Genomic DNA, 14964 nt, shown 5'->3' with positions numbered 1-14964 from the left:
GGTCACCAACGCGCCAACCGCCCAGCGCCATGCGCTACACCCTCAACTGCGAAGAGCCAGTATCTATCCCGGTAGGGAGGTGGATCCAATGGACCAAATGAATCTATTGTCAGCACACTCGGTATCACTCTGCGGGCAGCGGGACACAACCAAGTTCCAGTCCGTTCAGATACCGGCAATGAACAGACGTCAGCCTTCAGGACTTGCGGCGCCCAATTCACCGATAAGACCTTATCCCTAACACTACTGCTGACTAAACCAGCATCGGACGCATGTGCCACACCGACGCCAAAACCGAGAACGAGAAGCATCCCCGAAAGCGCCAAGAAGAGTCTTCGGGCAAAACTGACACTGCGGCTTCGCACAACAGATCCTTTCGCGTTCATCTCGATGCAATAGCATCCAAGGGGAACGCGAGCTCCTTCCAGTTGGAAGTATCAACCCCAGAAGATCCCCTTAGATACCGCGCGTCTGCGCGTTGTACAACGTTAATGACGGCCACAAAGAACCGTCAACCACCGGCGGTAAAAAAGGTCTAAACCGCTCATAGTTCGTTAGGCCGTTTGAACTATCCGCGCCACGGCCGTGCAACCATTCCATCTCTTAGACATGCGGCATCGCTTCGGGCAACTCCGCTCGCGCGAGCACGGTCCATCTCTGGAGACCGCCAGGCTGCCGCGCAGCCCCTCCGGGTGTCTCGTGCCCGGGAGGCCGCCGTCACCGGGAACGTTGGACTGAAATGAGACCAGAAATGAGACCAGGCGGGGTGCCGGAGAAGCGGCCGAAGCCGCCCCATCCGACACCCCCTGGTCACAGACGCGGAAGCGGAGGGATTTGAACCCCCGGTGGGTTGCCCCACGCTCGCTTTCAAGGCGAGTGCATTCGGCCGCTCTGCCACGCTTCCCTGCCCTGCAGGGTAGCCCGTCAGTCCGGTAGCTGGTTCAGGTGCTCGTACACCCGCTCGAAGGCCTCGCCGATCACGCGTTGCTCCTGCGGCGTCAGCAGGTCGATGAGGTGTTCCCGCACGCCCTGGACGTGCGTCGGCGCGGCGCGTTCCAGTAGGGCGCGGCCCGCGGGCGTCAGCTCGGCGATCACGCCGCGCTTGTCCTCCGGATCGGGGACCCGGCGCACGTACCCGGCGTCCTCCACGCGCCCCACCTGGTGCGACAGCCTGCTCTTCGTCGACCCCAGGAAGTTCGCCAGCTCGGTCATCCGCATCCGGCCGTCCGCCTGGGTGTCCAGGCAGACGAGCACCTCGTAGTCGATCAGGGAGACCTGCTGGGCTTCGCTCAGCTCGCGGTGCAGGCGGTGCCGCAGCTTGAGCGTGGCCACGATGTAGAACCGCCAGGCCTTCGCCTCGGGTTCACTCAGCCAGCGCACTTCGCCCATGCCCGGCAACCCTAGCGGGCGAACGCGGATCCGCCCGGACGTGGGATGACGGATCGGTTGAGCCCGCCGCCGGAAAGGCGCATGCTGGGCAGTGACGGAGGACGAAGCTCCGCGGTACCGGGACACCACCGGGGGTGCCCGGCGCGGGGCCGCCGCCGCGGAAGGTCAGGTGGTTCAGTGGCAAGAAAAACCCCGCGGTTGACTGCCTGCTGCGCCCCCACGGCCGGGAGACGGTGATCGCCGGCCCGGCCGCGATGTGAACAGCACGGGCGTCCCCGTGCGCCACCTCTCGCGCATCACGGCGGGAATCTGGCCTGCTTCGGTACCACCTCCGCGTGCGCACCGGCAGTGCGAAACCCGCCGGCCCGAGAGGCAGCCAACCGCCCCACAACAGTGACAACCTCGGTGAATCCCGGGCGCGGTTCCTCCAACCACCGCGCCCGGGATTTCTTCAGTAGGCTTCCGCAACCATGAGGTTCGACGACAACGCTGGCCTGGACACGTCCGAGGTTGACGACCTGCGCGGCGGAGGCGGTGGCATCGGCGGCCGGGTCGCGCTCGGTGGCGGCGGGCTCGGCGTGGTGGGCCTGATCATCTACTTCGTGCTGAGCCAGCTGGGCGGCGTCGGCACCACCGGCAGCAGCAGCGTCGGCCTCGGCCAGCTCGGCTCCGGTCAGCAGATCAGCAACAGCACCCTCTCCCAGGAGTGCCGCACGGGCGCGGACGCCAACCGCAACCACGACTGCGCCGTCGTCGCGATCATCAACTCCATCCAGGACTACTGGACCGACCAGTTCGCCCGCTCCGGCCGCACCTACCGCAAGGTCCCCACGAACTTCTTCAACGGCAGCGTCCGCACCGGCTGCGGCGGCGCCACCTCCGACACCGGCCCCTTCTACTGCCCCGCCGACTCCGAGGTCTACATCGACCTGTCGTTCTTCCAGGAACTCCAGACCCGCTTCGGCGCCGAAGGCGGGCCGTTCGCCGAGGCCTACGTCCTCGCCCACGAGTACGGCCACCACGTGCAGAACCTCCTCGGCACCTCCGACCGCGTCGGCAACGGCACCGGCCCCACCTCCGGCTCGGTGCGCCTCGAACTGCAGGCCGACTGCTACGCCGGCGTCTGGGGCAACCACGCCACCACCACCCCGTCGTCGAGCGGCCGCCCGCTGATCACCGAGATCACCCAGGACGACATCCAGCGCGCGCTCGACACGGCGTCCCGCATCGGCGACGACTACATCCAGAAGAACCTGGGCAACGGCAAGATCGACACCTCCCAGTTCACGCACGGCACGTCGGCGCAGCGCGAGAAGTGGTTCAACACCGGCTTCACGACCGGTGACCCCGCCCGCTGCGACACCTTCGGCGCCCGCGACCTCGGCTGAGCCGAGATAGGGTCACGGGTATGCATGCGATCACCATTCGTGAGCCCGGCGGCCCGGAAGTCCTGGAGTGGACGGAGGTTCCCGATCCCGAGCCCGGCCCCGGCGAGGTGCTCGTCGAGGTCGCCGCGAGCGCCGTCAACCGCGCGGACCTGTTGCAGCGGCAGGGTTTCTACAACCCGCCGCCCGGCGCGAGCGACATCCCGGGGCTCGAGTGCTCCGGCACGATCGCCGCGGTCGGCGAGGGCGTCGAAGGGTGGCAGGTCGGTGACGAGGTGTGCGCGCTGCTCGCGGGCGGCGGGTACGCCGAGAAGGTCGTCGTGCCCGCCGTGCAGCTGCTGCCGGTGCCCGGCGAGGTCAGCCTCGTCACGTCGGCGGGGCTGCCCGAGGTCGCGTGCACGGTGTGGTCGAACGTCGTCATGATCGGGCAGCTGACCGAGGGCGAGGTCCTGCTCGTCCACGGCGGTGCCGGCGGCATCGGCACCCACGCGATCCAGGTCGGGAAGGCGCTGGGCGCGACGGTCGCGGTCACGGCCGGCTCACCCGAGCGGCTCGACCGGTGCCGCCAGCTCGGCGCCGACATCACGATCAACTACCGCGAGCAGGACTTCGTCGAAGTGCTGAAGGAGGAGACCGGCGGCGCCGACGTCATCCTCGACAACATGGGCGCCGCGTACCTGGAGCGCAACATCGCGGCGCTGAAGCCCAACGGCAGGCTCACGATCATCGGCATGCAGGGCGGCACCAAGGCGGAGCTGAACCTCGGCCAGCTGATCGCCAAGCGGGGCGTGATCTCGGCGACGACGTTGCGCGCGCGGCCGGTGGAGGACAAGGGCCGCATCGTCGCCGACGTGCGGAAGAACCTGTGGCCGTTCGTCGAGGACGGGACGATTCAGCCGATCGTCGGCCAGGCGGTGCCGATGTCCGAGGCCTCGAAGGCACACACCGCACTGGAAGAGGGCGGCGTGTTCGGGAAGGTTCTGCTCACCACCAAGGGTTAGCGGAGTTCCTCGAGGACGCGGACCAGCTGGTTGACCTCGAAGACGTTGGAGTAGTGGGCGAGGCCGATGCGCACCGCGCCGCCGACCTCGCCGACGCCCAGCGCCGCGAACACCCCGCTGGTCCCGTCGTCGGCGAACGCGCACAGGCCCTGTGCCGCCAGGTGGTCCGCGACCTCCGGCGCCTTCTTGCCCGCCACGGCGAACGCCAGCGCCGGGATGCGCCGCATCGCGTCCCCGATGACCATCACGTGCGGCAACGCCCGCAGCTCGCTCGTGAGCTGCGCGAGCAGGCCGGCGTGGTACGACTTCGCCGAGCCCAGCGACGTGACGAGCCGCTCGCGGCGTGAACCGGTGGCGGCGTCGTCGAGGCCCGCGAGGTAGTCGATCGACGCGATGAGGCCCGCGAGCAGCGGGTACGCGTGCGGGCCGAGTTCGAGTCGCGCCGGGCCGCGGACGTCCGGGTCCAGCGACGCCGACGGCAGCCGCTCGATCATCTCGGGGTCGCGGAACGCGAGCGCGCCCACCGCGGGACCGCCCCAGGACTGCGCGGACACCACGATCACGTCGGCACCCAGCTCCGGCAGGTCGAGCGGCAGGAACGGCGCCGCGTACGTCGCGTCGACGACGACCGTCGCGCCGACGCGCTTGGCGAACTCCACGACCGTCGGCACGTCGGGCCTCGTGCCGACGGAACCGGACGCGGCCGTGATCGCGACCGCCTTCGTGTGGGCGGTGACGAGGTTTTCGTACTGCCACGCGGGCAGCTCGCAGGTCTCGATGTCGATCTCGCTCCAGCGCACGATCGCGCCGACGCGCTTCGCGGCGCGCTGCCACGGGACGAGGTTCGCGTGCTCGTCGAGCCGCGACACGATGACCTCGTCGCCCAGCGTCCACCGCTCGCTCATCGCGTCGGCGAGGCGGCGGAGCAGGACGGCGGCGCTCGGCCCGAGCACGACACCGGCCGGATCGGTACCGACGAGGTCGGCCACCGCCCGCCGGGCGGCGGTCACTATGCTCTCCGCACGCTGGGAGGCCGGGAACGCGCCACCGGGCACGGAGACCGGAGCACGCATCGCCGTGGACACGGCCGAGGCCACCTGTTCGGGTACCAGCATTCCGGCAGGGCCGTCGAAGTGGATCCAGCCGTCACCCAGCGCGGGGAACAACCCACGAATTCGAGCGACGTCGAACGCCATGGGCACACGGTACGGAGGAGTAATTTCGCTGCGCGTCCGGGGTTGGGCTATGGGCGCGCCGGGCGGCTAGGCTCGGACGTGCCGCACCTGCGGCGAGGCGAGTCCATGGATGGAGCGATGACCGACCCCAACAACCTCAACCCCCAGTCCGACGAGCAGGCCCAGCACGTGCTCGTGGTCGGCCCGGACGGTGCCCCGGTGGGCACGGCGCGGGTGCCGTCGGGCGAGGAGGACCAGCAGCAGGAGTCCGTCGGTGACCTCGTCGAAGAACCGGCGAAGGTGATGCGCATCGGCACGATGATCAAGCAGCTCCTGGAGGAGGTGCGCGCGGCGCCGCTGGACGACGCGAGCCGCAACCGCCTGCGCGAGATCCACCAGACCTCCGTCAAGGAGCTGGAGCAGGCGCTCGCGCCGGAGCTGCAGCACGAGCTGGAGCGCCTGGTGAGCCCCTTCACCGAGGACTCCACCCCGTCGGACGCGGAGCTGCGCATCGCGCAGGCCCAGCTCGTCGGCTGGCTCGAAGGGCTGTTCCACGGCATCCAGACCGCGTTGTTCGCCCAGCAGATGGCGGCACGCGTGCAGCTGGAGCAGATGCGCCGCGGGCTGCCCCCGGGCACCACCGCCCGCGGCGACGGCCACACCCCCGGCATCAGCGGGACCGGGCAGTACCTCTAGCGGGGCGGCGCCGGGCCCGGCCGGAGGTCACTGCCCCAGCCGCGTGCTGAGCGTGTCCTCGACCCGGGCCAGGCGTTCCTCGTACTTGGCCACCGCGGTCAGCCGTGCCCGGATGCGCGCGTGCTCGGCCCGCACCTCGTCCAGAGCGGGCCGCGGGTCGCCCTCCGCGACGCCGGGCCGTTCCAACTCCGCGACGCGGGTCTGCAGCCCGGACAGGATCGGCGTCATGAGCTTCAGCTCGTTGTCGTGCCAGTCCAGCCTGTTCGTGATGGCTTCGACGTGCCCGCGCAGCTCCTCGCGGAGCGTGTGCACCTCGCCGCGCAAACCGTCCAGCTCACGGCGCAGCTCGTCGAACCGCGGGCCGTGGCGCTGCTCGGTGACCTGCTCGATGCGCCACCGCAGCTTCCGCCACAGCGGGAACGCGAGCACCTTCCCCAGCCTCTTCACACCGCTCACGGGAGGACTTCGACCCTTCCTTCGTCACGCCACGACCTCAACAGCGCGGACTCGGCCCGCAGCCGGTGGTCCACGGTCACTTCCACGTCGGCGCCCCACGCGTGCGCGAACCTGGTCTGCTCAGGGTCGTCCACGATCGAGAACCCCGCCATCCGGATCTTCGCCTCGGGGAACAGCCGGGCGCACAGGTAGACGGCGAGCGTGCCGGTGGTCGCCCAGACCGGCTGGGCGGGGTCGAGCCCCAGCAGGCGCCCCAGCGGGCGGACGACCGGCCGGTTCGGGATCGGCAGGAACCCGAGGTCCGGCGGCCACCAGTCCGGCAACCACTCCGGCTCCCAGTGCATCCGGCCGGGTTCGGCCAGCAGGTACAGCCTGGACGTGTAGTCGGCGAACGTGTGCGGGCTCGCGAGCACTCCCCGGTGCACGACCACGACGTCGGTCTTGCGCCCGTAACAGGGCGCTTCCCCGTGCTCGTCGAGCGCGAACGTCGTCAGCCGCAGCACGAGGTCGCTGTCGTCGATCAGCCGGGCGCGAGCGGGATCCGGCCGCATCGGCGCGTTGCCGACGACGGTGATCGTCTCGGGCGGCCGCTGCCCGCGGGCGTACGCGGTGAACAGCTCGCGATGGACGTCGAGCTCGTCGTCGGCGACCGCGTCGTCACGCTCGGCCTCCACGGCCTCGCTAAACACGCCGCAACCGCCTCCTCGGCGCCTCTTCGCCGGGGAAGACCCGCTTCACGCCGTCGCCCATCGCCGCCTCGACGGTCCGGATGTCGCGGACCAGCCGCCGCAGTCCCTCGGGTTCGAGCGACGCGGCCTGGTCCGAGCCCCACATCGTGCGGTCGAGCGTGACGTGCCGTTCGACGAGGCAGGCGCCCAGCGCGACGGCCGCGATCGAGACCTGCAGACCGCGCTCGTGCCCGGAGTAACCGACCGGGACACCGAACCGGCGCGACAACGTCTCGATCGTGCGCAGGTTCGCCTCCTCCGGCGGGCACGGGTAGGTCGACGTCGTGTGCAGCAACACGAGCCGGTCCGTGCCGAGCAACTCCACCGCGGCGTCGATTTCGTCCATAGTGGACATTCCGGTCGAAGCGATGACCGGGCGGCCGGTGTCCCGCAACCGGACGAGCAGCTCCCTGTCGGTGAGCGACGCCGACGCCACCTTGTGGCACACCACGTCGAACTTCTCCAGGAAGTCCACGCTCGGCACGTCCCACGGGGACGCGAACCACGCGATGCCGCGCTCCGCGCAGTACCGGTCGATTTCCTCGTACTCGGTGACGCCGAACTCGACCCGGTACCGGTAGTCCAAATAGGTCATTTCGCCCCACGGCGTGTCACGCGGGGTGTCGCGCATGTCCGGCGGCGTCGCGATGTCCGGGGTCCGTTTCTGGAACTTCACCGCGTCGACACCGGTGTTCGCCGCGATGTCGATCAACTGCTTGGCGATTTCCAGGTCGCCGTTGTGGTTGATGCCGATCTCGGCGACCGTGTACACCGGCCTGCCCTCGCCGACCTCGCGATCGCCGATCCGCACGGTCGAGGTCACGCGTTCCTCCGTTCGTACGCACGCAAAACCAGGTCGCTCAGCTCCCGGACCGCACCCGCACCGCCCACTTTGGTCAGCACCAGCCGGGCCGCCTGGCGCACCGCGGGGTGGGCGTCGCCGACCGCGACCGGCCAGCCGACCAGCGCCATCGCGTCGAGGTCCCTCAGGTCGTTGCCCACGTAGGCGACGCGGGCGGGGTCGAGCCGCTGCTCCGCGAGCCACGACTTGAGCACCGCCGCCTTGTCCCCGACGCCGTGCAGCACCTGGGCACCGAGCTTCTTCGCACGTGCTGCCACGACGGGGTTCTGCTCCACCGAGAGGATCATGAGCGGGATGCCGGCGGCCAGCAGCCGCGCCACTCCCGCGCCATCGGAGCGGCTGACCACGACGCCCTCGGTGCCGTCCTGCAGCACGATCGCGCGGTCGTCGGTGTGCACCCCGTCGAAGTCGGTGACGACGGCGTCCACGTCGACGTCGGTGCCCAGCGAGGAGTCGAAGCCGGCTGCGAGCGCCCTGGCGATGGCCAGGTCGTCGTGCGAGTCGATCTCCACGGCGTGCGACGCCGGCATCTCCACGAGGCCGATCCGGCCGAAGAAGCGGTGCTTCGCGGCGCGGAAACCGGTGGTGCGCATGCCGTAGACCGCGCCGGTCTCCCGGAACTCCGGCTCGCGTTCCTGGCGCAGCGGCCGGACCTCGGCGCTGTGGTTCACGGCGACCGCCGCTCCGGATCCGTCGCGGCGCCACAGGAACTCGTGCACCCGGGCCGCGGTGAACGCACAGTCCCAGCCTTCGTCGAGGATCGAGGACACCACGCCGTCGATCGTCTCGGCCGCGATGAACGGCGACGTGCACTGCACCATCAGGACCACGTCGGGGTCGGAGCCGTGCTGCCCCCGGAAGATGTCCAGACAATGCAGGAGAACCGCTTCCGACGAAACGGAATCCCCCGACAATTCCGCGGGGCGCGGGAAAACGGTGGCACCCGCGTCCGCGGCGACCGCACCGATCTCGGCGCTGTCCGTGCTGACCACGATGTCGTCCACGCGGGACGCCCTGCCCAGTGCGCGAACCGCGCGGGTGATGAGTGGTTCGTCGCCGACCTCGATGAGGTTCTTACCCGGCACGCCTTTCGACCCGCCGCGCGCGGGGACCACGGCCAGCACCCGAGCGCTGTCGAGCTGTGACATAAGGGCGAGCGTACGGAACAACCCTGTGCGCGTGCGCACAGGGTTGTTCGTGACTTACGGACGTGTCAGCGGTTGTTGTTCTTGTCCAACTCGAACAGCCGCTCCCAGTTCTCCTTGCTCACCAACCGCGGCTGCGCCTCGTTCCAGCGGCGCACGGCCGCGTCCCCCTCGCGGCGCAGGCGCCACAGCGTCTTCGCCCCTTCACGGCCGAGGCGCACCATCAGCTCGCGGTCGAACCTCCGCACGCGCATGCCGGTCTGCGCCGAGTCCGTGACGACCGCCGTCCGGAACCTCGCGACGTGCCACCAGTACTGGTCGTGCGAACGGATCGCCGCACCCTGCTCCTGCCCGTTGCGCAGCTGGTCGACCAGCCGCTTCAGCAGTACCAGCGTGGGCTTCGACGGCTTGGGCGCGGGGACCACGATCGGCATCTCGCCCGCCGGGACCTTGACCGAGGACGGCTTCAGCGTCTCCGTCTCCGCGTACTCGGCACGCAGCTTCCGCACCTGCGGCACGATCTCGGCACCCCCGTCGGAGAGGACCTCCGGCCCGCGGAGGAAGTCCTGGATCGCCTTGATCATCGTGGCCGCGAGGCCGTACTGCATCGCGGCCAGCGTCTCGCTGAACTCCTTGGCCAGCAAGGCCGTCGTCCGCGACGAGCTGAACGCGCCGTGCAGCGCCGCGACGACGAGGCTGTTGCGGAAGTGGAAGTACCGGGACCAGTCGTCCCAGTCCTTCCAGTGCAGGTCCTGGTGCCACACGCCGGCACCGGGCAGCGTGAACGTGACGAACCCGGCGGCGCGGGCGCGCAGCCCGTACTCGATGTCGTCCCACTGGAAGAACACCGGCAGCGGGTAGCCGATCTTCGCGACGACCTCGGCCGGGATCAGGCAGCACCACCACGCGTTGTGCGTGGCGTCCCGGCGCAGCTCCTGCGAGTGCTGGAGCATCGAGCGGCCGGACATCGACTCCTCGGTGGGCGTGAGCCCCGGCTTCAGCTTCGGCAGGTCGGCCACCTCGGCGTCCACCCAGAGGCGGTCGGGGTGCAGCTCCTGCAGGCTCTGGCCGCCGACCAGGATCGGCTGGGTCGCACAGTTGGCGATCGCCATCAGGCGCACGACGGTGTCGGATTCGAGCTTGACGTCGTCGTCCATGAGCAGGACGTAGGACTCCGCGCCACGCTCGCCCTCGACGATCTCGTACATGCCGCGGGTGAAGCCACCCGCACCACCGAGGTTGGGCTGGCGGATGTAGTGCAGCTTGTCGCCCATGGCCTGCTTGACCACGGCGAAGCGGTCCCGGGACTCCACGGCGTCGTTGCCCTGGTCGGTGACGTGCACCGCGGCGACCGCACCGAGCGCGTCGGGGTCCTCGGCCAGCTCGGTGAGGGTGTCCAGGCAGTAGTCCGCCCGGTTGTGGGTGCAGATCGCGATGGAGACGGGGCGCAGCGCCCGCGGCGCGGCGACGGTCCAGCGGACCTGCTCGACGACCAGCGTCTCGTCGTCGGTCTGGACGTCGAGCCACAGCGCGCCGCCGTCGACGAAACGGTCGATGGGCGCCGTCAGCCGCACCGTCTCGGCCTTCGCCCCGGTGGCGGTGTGCGCGTCGATACCGCGGACGTCACCCCAGATGTCGGACGCGGTGATCAGCAACCTGCCGGAGCCGGTCACCACCGCTTCGACGACGACCTCCGCGACCTCGGTGCAGCGCTGCCAGTAACTGGCCGGAAACCGGCCGAAATACGTGTTCGTCGTGACGAAGGCATGGGGCTCGACGCTGAGCCGATCGCGCTCCTGGCTGGCAGAACCCTGCTTGACCTGGGCGTACATCTCGTTCGGCGCGAGAAACGACCGTGCCGCGAAGTGGGTCCGCTGGGCAAGTAATCTCTCGCCAGGTTCGTGCTGCTCCTTGACCATGGCGTCAAGCTCCGAATCATGAATACGTGGAAACGCCTGCTCGTTCCACTCATATGCGTGAAAGATATCGTGCCCGGCGCGAAGCCCGCATACGACCAAAGCCCTGCGCGGGCCACCCCCTCTCCACTCGCTACCCTTGGCCACGTGCACGCCACCAGCACGGTCCAGACGGCCAGCGATCCCGTTGTCAAGGGCCCGAACCCGACGCCGCCCGACAGCCGCTCCTTCTCACGCGCGTTCGCGGACATCCGTGACGGCTTCACGCAGCGCGAACTGTGGAGCCACCTGGGCTGGCAGGACATCAAGCAGCGTTACCGGCGCTCGGTGATCGGCCCGTTCTGGATCACCATCAGCCAGGGTGTCATCTCCCTCGGCCTCGGGCTGCTGTACTCGCAGCTGTTCGGGCTGCACATCACCACGTTCCTGCCCTACATCTCCACCGGGTTCATCGTCTGGGGCTTCATCAGCGGCTGCCTGTCCGAGGGCATGGAGTCGTTCATCGCGAACGAGGGCCTGATCAAGCAGATCCGCGCGCCGTTGACGGTGTACGCGCTGCGCACGGTGTGGCGGCAGACCCTGATGTTCGCGCACAACCTGATCGTCGTCGTGATCATCGACGCGATCTTCTTCACGAGCCTGAACCACAGCTACGGGCTGAACAGCGGCGTGTGCGAGCCCGACGTCATCTGCCACCCGGGCTTCGGCTGGTACTCGCTGTCGGCGATCCCCGCGTTCGTGCTGCTGGCGTTCAACGCCTGGTGGGTCACCCTGCTGCTGGGCATCATCTCCACCCGCTACCGCGACATCCCGCAGGTGATCAACTCGCTGATCCAGCTGCTGTTCTACATGACGCCCATCGTGTGGCCGATCGACCAGCTCTACGGCCACGGCGCGCGTGCCGAAATGGCCAGCTGGGTCGTCCCGATCGTGCACCTCAACCCCTTCTACCACTTCGTCCAGATCCTGCGGGCCCCGCTCATCGGCCAGGCCGTCAACCCCTGGAGCTGGGTCGTGGTCGGCGGGATCACCATCGTGGGCTGGCTGCTCGCGCTGGTCGCCATGCGCAACTACCGGGCCCGCGTCTCCTACTGGGTGTGAGAACTAGACATGGTCAGCATTGAGGTCCAGAACGCCTACGTCGACTTCCCGATCTTCGACGCGAAAACCCGTTCGCTGAAGAAGAAGGTGCTCGGCAAGGTCGGCGGCAAGATCGGCACCGAGAGCAAGGTCCCGATCATCGAGGCGCTGCAGGACGTGACGTTGTCGCTCAAGGACGGCGACCGCGTCGGCCTGGTCGGGCACAACGGCGCCGGCAAGTCCACGCTGCTGCGGCTGCTGTCGGGCATCTACGAGCCCACCCGCGGGTCCGCCCGCGTCGAGGGCAAGGTCGCGCCGGTGTTCGACCTGGGCATCGGCATGGACCCGGAGATCTCCGGCTACGAGAACATCATGATCCGGGGCCTGTTCCTCGGCATGACGCGCAAGCAGATGGAGAAGCGGGTCGACGACATCGCGGAGTTCACCGAGCTCGGCGACTACCTGCAGATGCCGCTGCGCACCTACTCGACCGGTATGCGCGTGCGGCTCGCGCTCGGCGTCGTCACCACGATCGACCCCGAGATCCTCATCCTCGACGAGGGCATCGGCGCGGTCGATGCGGCGTTCCTGAACAAGGCCCGCGACCGGCTCGTCGACCTCGTGAAGCGCTCGGGTCTGCTGGTCTTCGCCTCGCACGCCGACGACCTGCTGCTGGAGCTGTGCACCACGGCCATCTGGATGGACGAGGGCCGCATGCGCATGCAGGGTTCGCTGCGCGAGGTGCTGACCGCCTACAAGGGGCGCGACCCGTACGAGAACATGAGCGCGGAAATGGCGGAGCGGCTCGGTATCGAGCACGTCGTGACGGCCAAAGGCGGCGAGTGAGCATGAGCGGTTCGGAGCAGGGCCCGCTGCCGGCGGGCGCCGTGGTGGCCGTCGTGGTCACCCGGCACCGGCGTGACCTGCTCGCGGACTCGCTGAAGGTGATCGCGGCGCAGACCAGGCCCGTGGACCACCTCGTCGTCGTGGACAACGGGCCGGACCAGCCGGCACTGGACGTGGTCGAGGCGTACCCGCTGCCGCACACGTACCTGCCGTCGCACCACAACCTCGGCGGCGCCGGCGGGTTCGCGCTGGGCATGCTGCACGCGCTGGCGCTCGGCGCGGACTGGATCTGGCTCGCCGACGACGACGGCCGCCCCGCCGACGAGCGGGTGCTGGGCGTGCTGCTGGAGGAGGCCGAACGACGCGGGCTGGCCGAGGTCTCGCCGGTGGTGAGCAACATCGACGCCCCGGCGAAGCTGGCCTTCCCCCTGCGCCGCGGGCTGACGTGGAAGCGGTCGTCGGCCGAGCTGGGCACGGATTTCCTGCCTGGGATCGCGTCGCTGTTCAACGGTGCCCTGTTCCGGGCGTCGACGCTCGACGTCGTCGGCGTGCCCGATCTGCGCCTGTTCGTCCGCGGTGACGAGGTCGAGGTGCACCGGCGGCTGGTGCGGTCCGGCCTGCCGTTCGGCACGTCGCTGCGCGTCGCGTACCTGCACCCCGACGGCTCGGACGAGTTCAAGCCGATGCTCGGCGGGCGGTTCCACGCGCAGGACCCGGAGAACGACGTCAAGCGCTACTACACCTACCGCAACCGCGGCTACCTGCTGTCGCAGCCGGGGATGCGCCGGATCGGGGCGCTGGAGGTGCTCCGGTTCGGCCTGTACTTCGTGGGCGTCAAGCGGGACCCGAAGGCGTTCGTGCAGTGGCTGAAACTGGTGCGCCAGGGGCAGCGGGAGCGGTTCTTCCGCTACTGACCGTACCGCTGCAGCTCCTCGAACAGGTGGTGCGCGATGCGGGCGTTGTCGGCGGGTGCGTAGGTGAGCCAGCTCTGCCCGTCGTCGGCCTTGCGTGACGTGGCGAAGTAGCGGCCTTCCTCGGTGTCGAACCACGCCGTGGGTGTCAGGCGGGCGGGTTTGCCGTCGCGGCCGGGGACGACCAGGCTGAACTGGCCGATGCGCAGCTTGGGTTTCTGGAAGATCCGCTCGACCATGCGCAGCTGGGCGGGTGCGGTGGAGCGTGGCTTGGCGACTCCGGCGAACGGGTCGTACGCGTCGTCGTCGCGGCGGTGCCGCCCGCTCTGCTGGGCCGGCTTGGGGATGGTGACGGAAGGCCCTGCCGCCGCGGGGGTTCGCGGCAGCAGGTCGACGATGCCGGGCACCAGCGCGGTGGGCCGGCAGTCGGTGAAGACCAGGGAGTTCCGGTCCTGCTTGGCGACCACCGCGTACTGCCCGTTCGAGGCGGCGCGGGCGAACAGCTGCTGGTCGCGTTCCAGCTGGGCGACCGCCATGATCGCGACGGGGCCCTGGACGAAGGTGCGCAACGCCAGCTCGACGTCGGGATCGAGGCGCCCGCGGCTCGTCACCCCGCGCGACTCGAGGTCGCGGAACACGGCGTCGCGGATCTGGGCGCGCTCGTCGAACGTGGTGCCGACGTGGGGGACCTCGAAGGGTGCCGGTGCCCGCCCGAGCCGCAGGTGCTCCAGCAGGATGTCCAGCGCCGCCAGTGACAGCGAGAACTGGTGTGGCATCGTCGGTCGTCCCCCTCGAAGTGGTTCCTCTGCTTTGAGCGAACCGTGTTGCCGGACATGATCGCGGGCTGCTGTTCTGGACGCATGGCCGACAGGAAACCCGCACTCGTCCTGCACCTGCACACCGGTGGTGAGCCGCTGGTGTTCGCGCTGCCGGACAAGGACGCCGACGAACTCGAAACGAAGCTGCACCTGTTGCTGGAGCACGGTTCGGTGGAGTCGGTGCAGACCAAAGAGGACACCCGGGTCTGGGTGAACTTCGCGCAGGTCGCGGTGGCGTACATCGACGACCTCCAGCGGAAGGGCAAGGTCTTCGGGCTGCACTGACCCCGGGCCGGGCTACTCCCCGATCACCGGAGGTGCGGTGCGCTCGGTGGTGCCGAAGACGTCGTCCGGGTCGGGCTCGATGAGCCAGGACGGGCGCTGGTGCTCCTCGTCCTCGCTGCCCTTGCCCCGGCCGCCGTGCGTACCCATGCCGCCGCGACCCGCGGCGCCCGCACCACCGCGGCCACCGCCCCCGGCGGTCTCGGCGGCACCCGCGCCACCGGCCCTGGCACCGCTCTGCGCACCGGCGCCCGCGCCGCCGCCGGCCGCCGAC

At 69.5% G+C, this 14964-nt stretch carries 15 protein-coding genes, 1 tRNA gene and 1 pseudogene; 7 read left to right on the top strand and 10 right to left on the bottom strand.

Translation table 11 applies throughout. The annotated features are described in order from the left end of the window. Positions 1-819: 819 nt before the first annotated feature. Positions 820-904 (bottom strand) — tRNA-Ser (locus ABFX51_RS15750). A gap of 20 nt (positions 905-924) precedes the next feature. After that, positions 925-1389, bottom strand: a complete 465-nt coding sequence (locus ABFX51_RS15745) for a MarR family winged helix-turn-helix transcriptional regulator (protein WP_091509269.1) — start codon at positions 1387-1389, stop codon at positions 925-927. Positions 1390-1859: 470 nt separating this feature from the next. On the opposite strand from ABFX51_RS15745, the gene ypfJ reads away from it, so the two are divergent. Both ypfJ and ABFX51_RS15735 read left to right on the top strand, forming a co-directional pair. Further along, on the top strand, positions 1860-2777 hold the full coding sequence (gene ypfJ, locus ABFX51_RS15740) for a KPN_02809 family neutral zinc metallopeptidase (RefSeq protein WP_346054113.1): 918 nt from the start codon (positions 1860-1862) through the stop codon (positions 2775-2777). A gap of 20 nt (positions 2778-2797) precedes the next feature. Beyond that, positions 2798-3775 (top strand): NAD(P)H-quinone oxidoreductase, encoded by a 978-nt coding sequence (locus ABFX51_RS15735; protein ID WP_091509273.1) that lies wholly within the window; start codon positions 2798-2800, stop codon positions 3773-3775. On the opposite strand, the gene ABFX51_RS15730 is transcribed toward ABFX51_RS15735, so the two are convergent. Further along, positions 3772-4971 carry a cysteine desulfurase-like protein gene (locus ABFX51_RS15730; protein WP_346054112.1) on the bottom strand — a complete coding sequence of 400 codons (1200 nt, stop codon included), beginning with the start codon at positions 4969-4971 and terminating at the stop codon, positions 3772-3774. The two genes, ABFX51_RS15735 and ABFX51_RS15730, sit on opposite strands and share 4 nt — an antisense overlap. A 117-nt stretch (positions 4972-5088) precedes the next feature. Between ABFX51_RS15730 and ABFX51_RS15725 the strand changes: the two genes are divergently transcribed. Beyond that, positions 5089-5646, top strand: coding sequence for a bacterial proteasome activator family protein (locus ABFX51_RS15725; RefSeq protein WP_177228761.1), 558 nt, complete (start codon positions 5089-5091; stop codon positions 5644-5646). Positions 5647-5673: 27 nt separating this feature from the next. Here ABFX51_RS15725 and ABFX51_RS15720 read toward each other — a convergent pair whose 3' ends face one another. The 5 genes from ABFX51_RS15720 to ABFX51_RS15700 all read right to left on the bottom strand — a co-directional run bounded on the left by ABFX51_RS15720 (position 5674) and on the right by ABFX51_RS15700 (position 10756). After that, complete coding sequence (locus ABFX51_RS15720) at positions 5674-6102, bottom strand: hypothetical protein (protein WP_091509279.1); 429 nt, start codon at positions 6100-6102, stop codon at positions 5674-5676. After that, complete coding sequence (locus tag ABFX51_RS15715; RefSeq protein ID WP_245783132.1) at positions 6099-6791, bottom strand: hypothetical protein; 693 nt, start codon at positions 6789-6791, stop codon at positions 6099-6101. Before ABFX51_RS15715 ends, ABFX51_RS15720 begins: the two co-directional genes overlap by 4 nt. Continuing rightward, complete coding sequence (locus ABFX51_RS15710) at positions 6784-7653, bottom strand: N-acetylneuraminate synthase family protein (RefSeq protein WP_091509281.1); 870 nt, start codon at positions 7651-7653, stop codon at positions 6784-6786. The genes ABFX51_RS15715 and ABFX51_RS15710 overlap by 8 nt, the downstream gene beginning before the upstream one ends. After that, positions 7650-8840, bottom strand: coding sequence for an acylneuraminate cytidylyltransferase (locus ABFX51_RS15705; protein ID WP_091509284.1), 1191 nt, complete (start codon positions 8838-8840; stop codon positions 7650-7652). The genes ABFX51_RS15710 and ABFX51_RS15705 overlap by 4 nt, the downstream gene beginning before the upstream one ends. Positions 8841-8905: 65 nt before the next feature. Then, positions 8906-10756, bottom strand: a complete 1851-nt coding sequence (locus tag ABFX51_RS15700) for a glycosyltransferase (protein ID WP_091509286.1) — start codon at positions 10754-10756, stop codon at positions 8906-8908. A 144-nt stretch (positions 10757-10900) separates the two neighbouring features. On the opposite strand from ABFX51_RS15700, the gene wzm reads away from it, so the two are divergent. Genes wzm through glfT1 form a run of 3 tightly spaced genes read left to right on the top strand, consistent with a single transcriptional unit; the run spans position 10901 to position 13593 of the window. Continuing rightward, positions 10901-11854 carry a galactan export ABC transporter permease subunit Wzm/RfbD gene (wzm, locus tag ABFX51_RS15695; protein WP_091509289.1) on the top strand — a complete coding sequence of 318 codons (954 nt, stop codon included), beginning with the start codon at positions 10901-10903 and terminating at the stop codon, positions 11852-11854. Positions 11855-11863: 9 nt separating this feature from the next. Further along, positions 11864-12679: a galactan export ABC transporter ATP-binding subunit Wzt/RfbE gene (wzt, locus tag ABFX51_RS15690; RefSeq protein ID WP_091509290.1), complete on the top strand. Its 816-nt coding sequence runs from the start codon at positions 11864-11866 to the stop codon at positions 12677-12679. A 2-nt stretch (positions 12680-12681) separates the two neighbouring features. After that, positions 12682-13593: a galactofuranosyltransferase GlfT1 gene (glfT1, locus tag ABFX51_RS15685; RefSeq protein WP_091509293.1), complete on the top strand. Its 912-nt coding sequence runs from the start codon at positions 12682-12684 to the stop codon at positions 13591-13593. Here the strand turns inward: glfT1 and ABFX51_RS15680 are convergent. Continuing rightward, entirely contained in the window at positions 13587-14366 is a 780-nt protein-coding gene (locus ABFX51_RS15680; protein ID WP_346054111.1) for an ESX secretion-associated protein EspG, read from the bottom strand. The genes glfT1 and ABFX51_RS15680 overlap by 7 nt on opposite strands. 84 nt (positions 14367-14450) lie before the next feature. Here ABFX51_RS15680 and ABFX51_RS15675 point away from each other — a divergent pair, with 84 nt between their 5' ends. Continuing rightward, positions 14451-14693, top strand: coding sequence for a hypothetical protein (locus tag ABFX51_RS15675; RefSeq protein WP_091509297.1), 243 nt, complete (start codon positions 14451-14453; stop codon positions 14691-14693). 12 nt (positions 14694-14705) lie between these two features. On the opposite strand, the pseudogene ABFX51_RS15670 reads toward ABFX51_RS15675, so the two are convergent. Then, positions 14706-14964 (bottom strand): annotated as a pseudogene (locus tag ABFX51_RS15670) (hypothetical protein); the annotation flags it as partial.

Origin of the sequence: Amycolatopsis dongchuanensis, assembly GCF_039542405.1 — a bacterium.
GTDB lineage: Bacteria > Actinomycetota > Actinomycetes > Mycobacteriales > Pseudonocardiaceae > Amycolatopsis_E > Amycolatopsis_E sacchari.
This window is presented reverse-complemented; position numbering and strand designations above follow the sequence as displayed.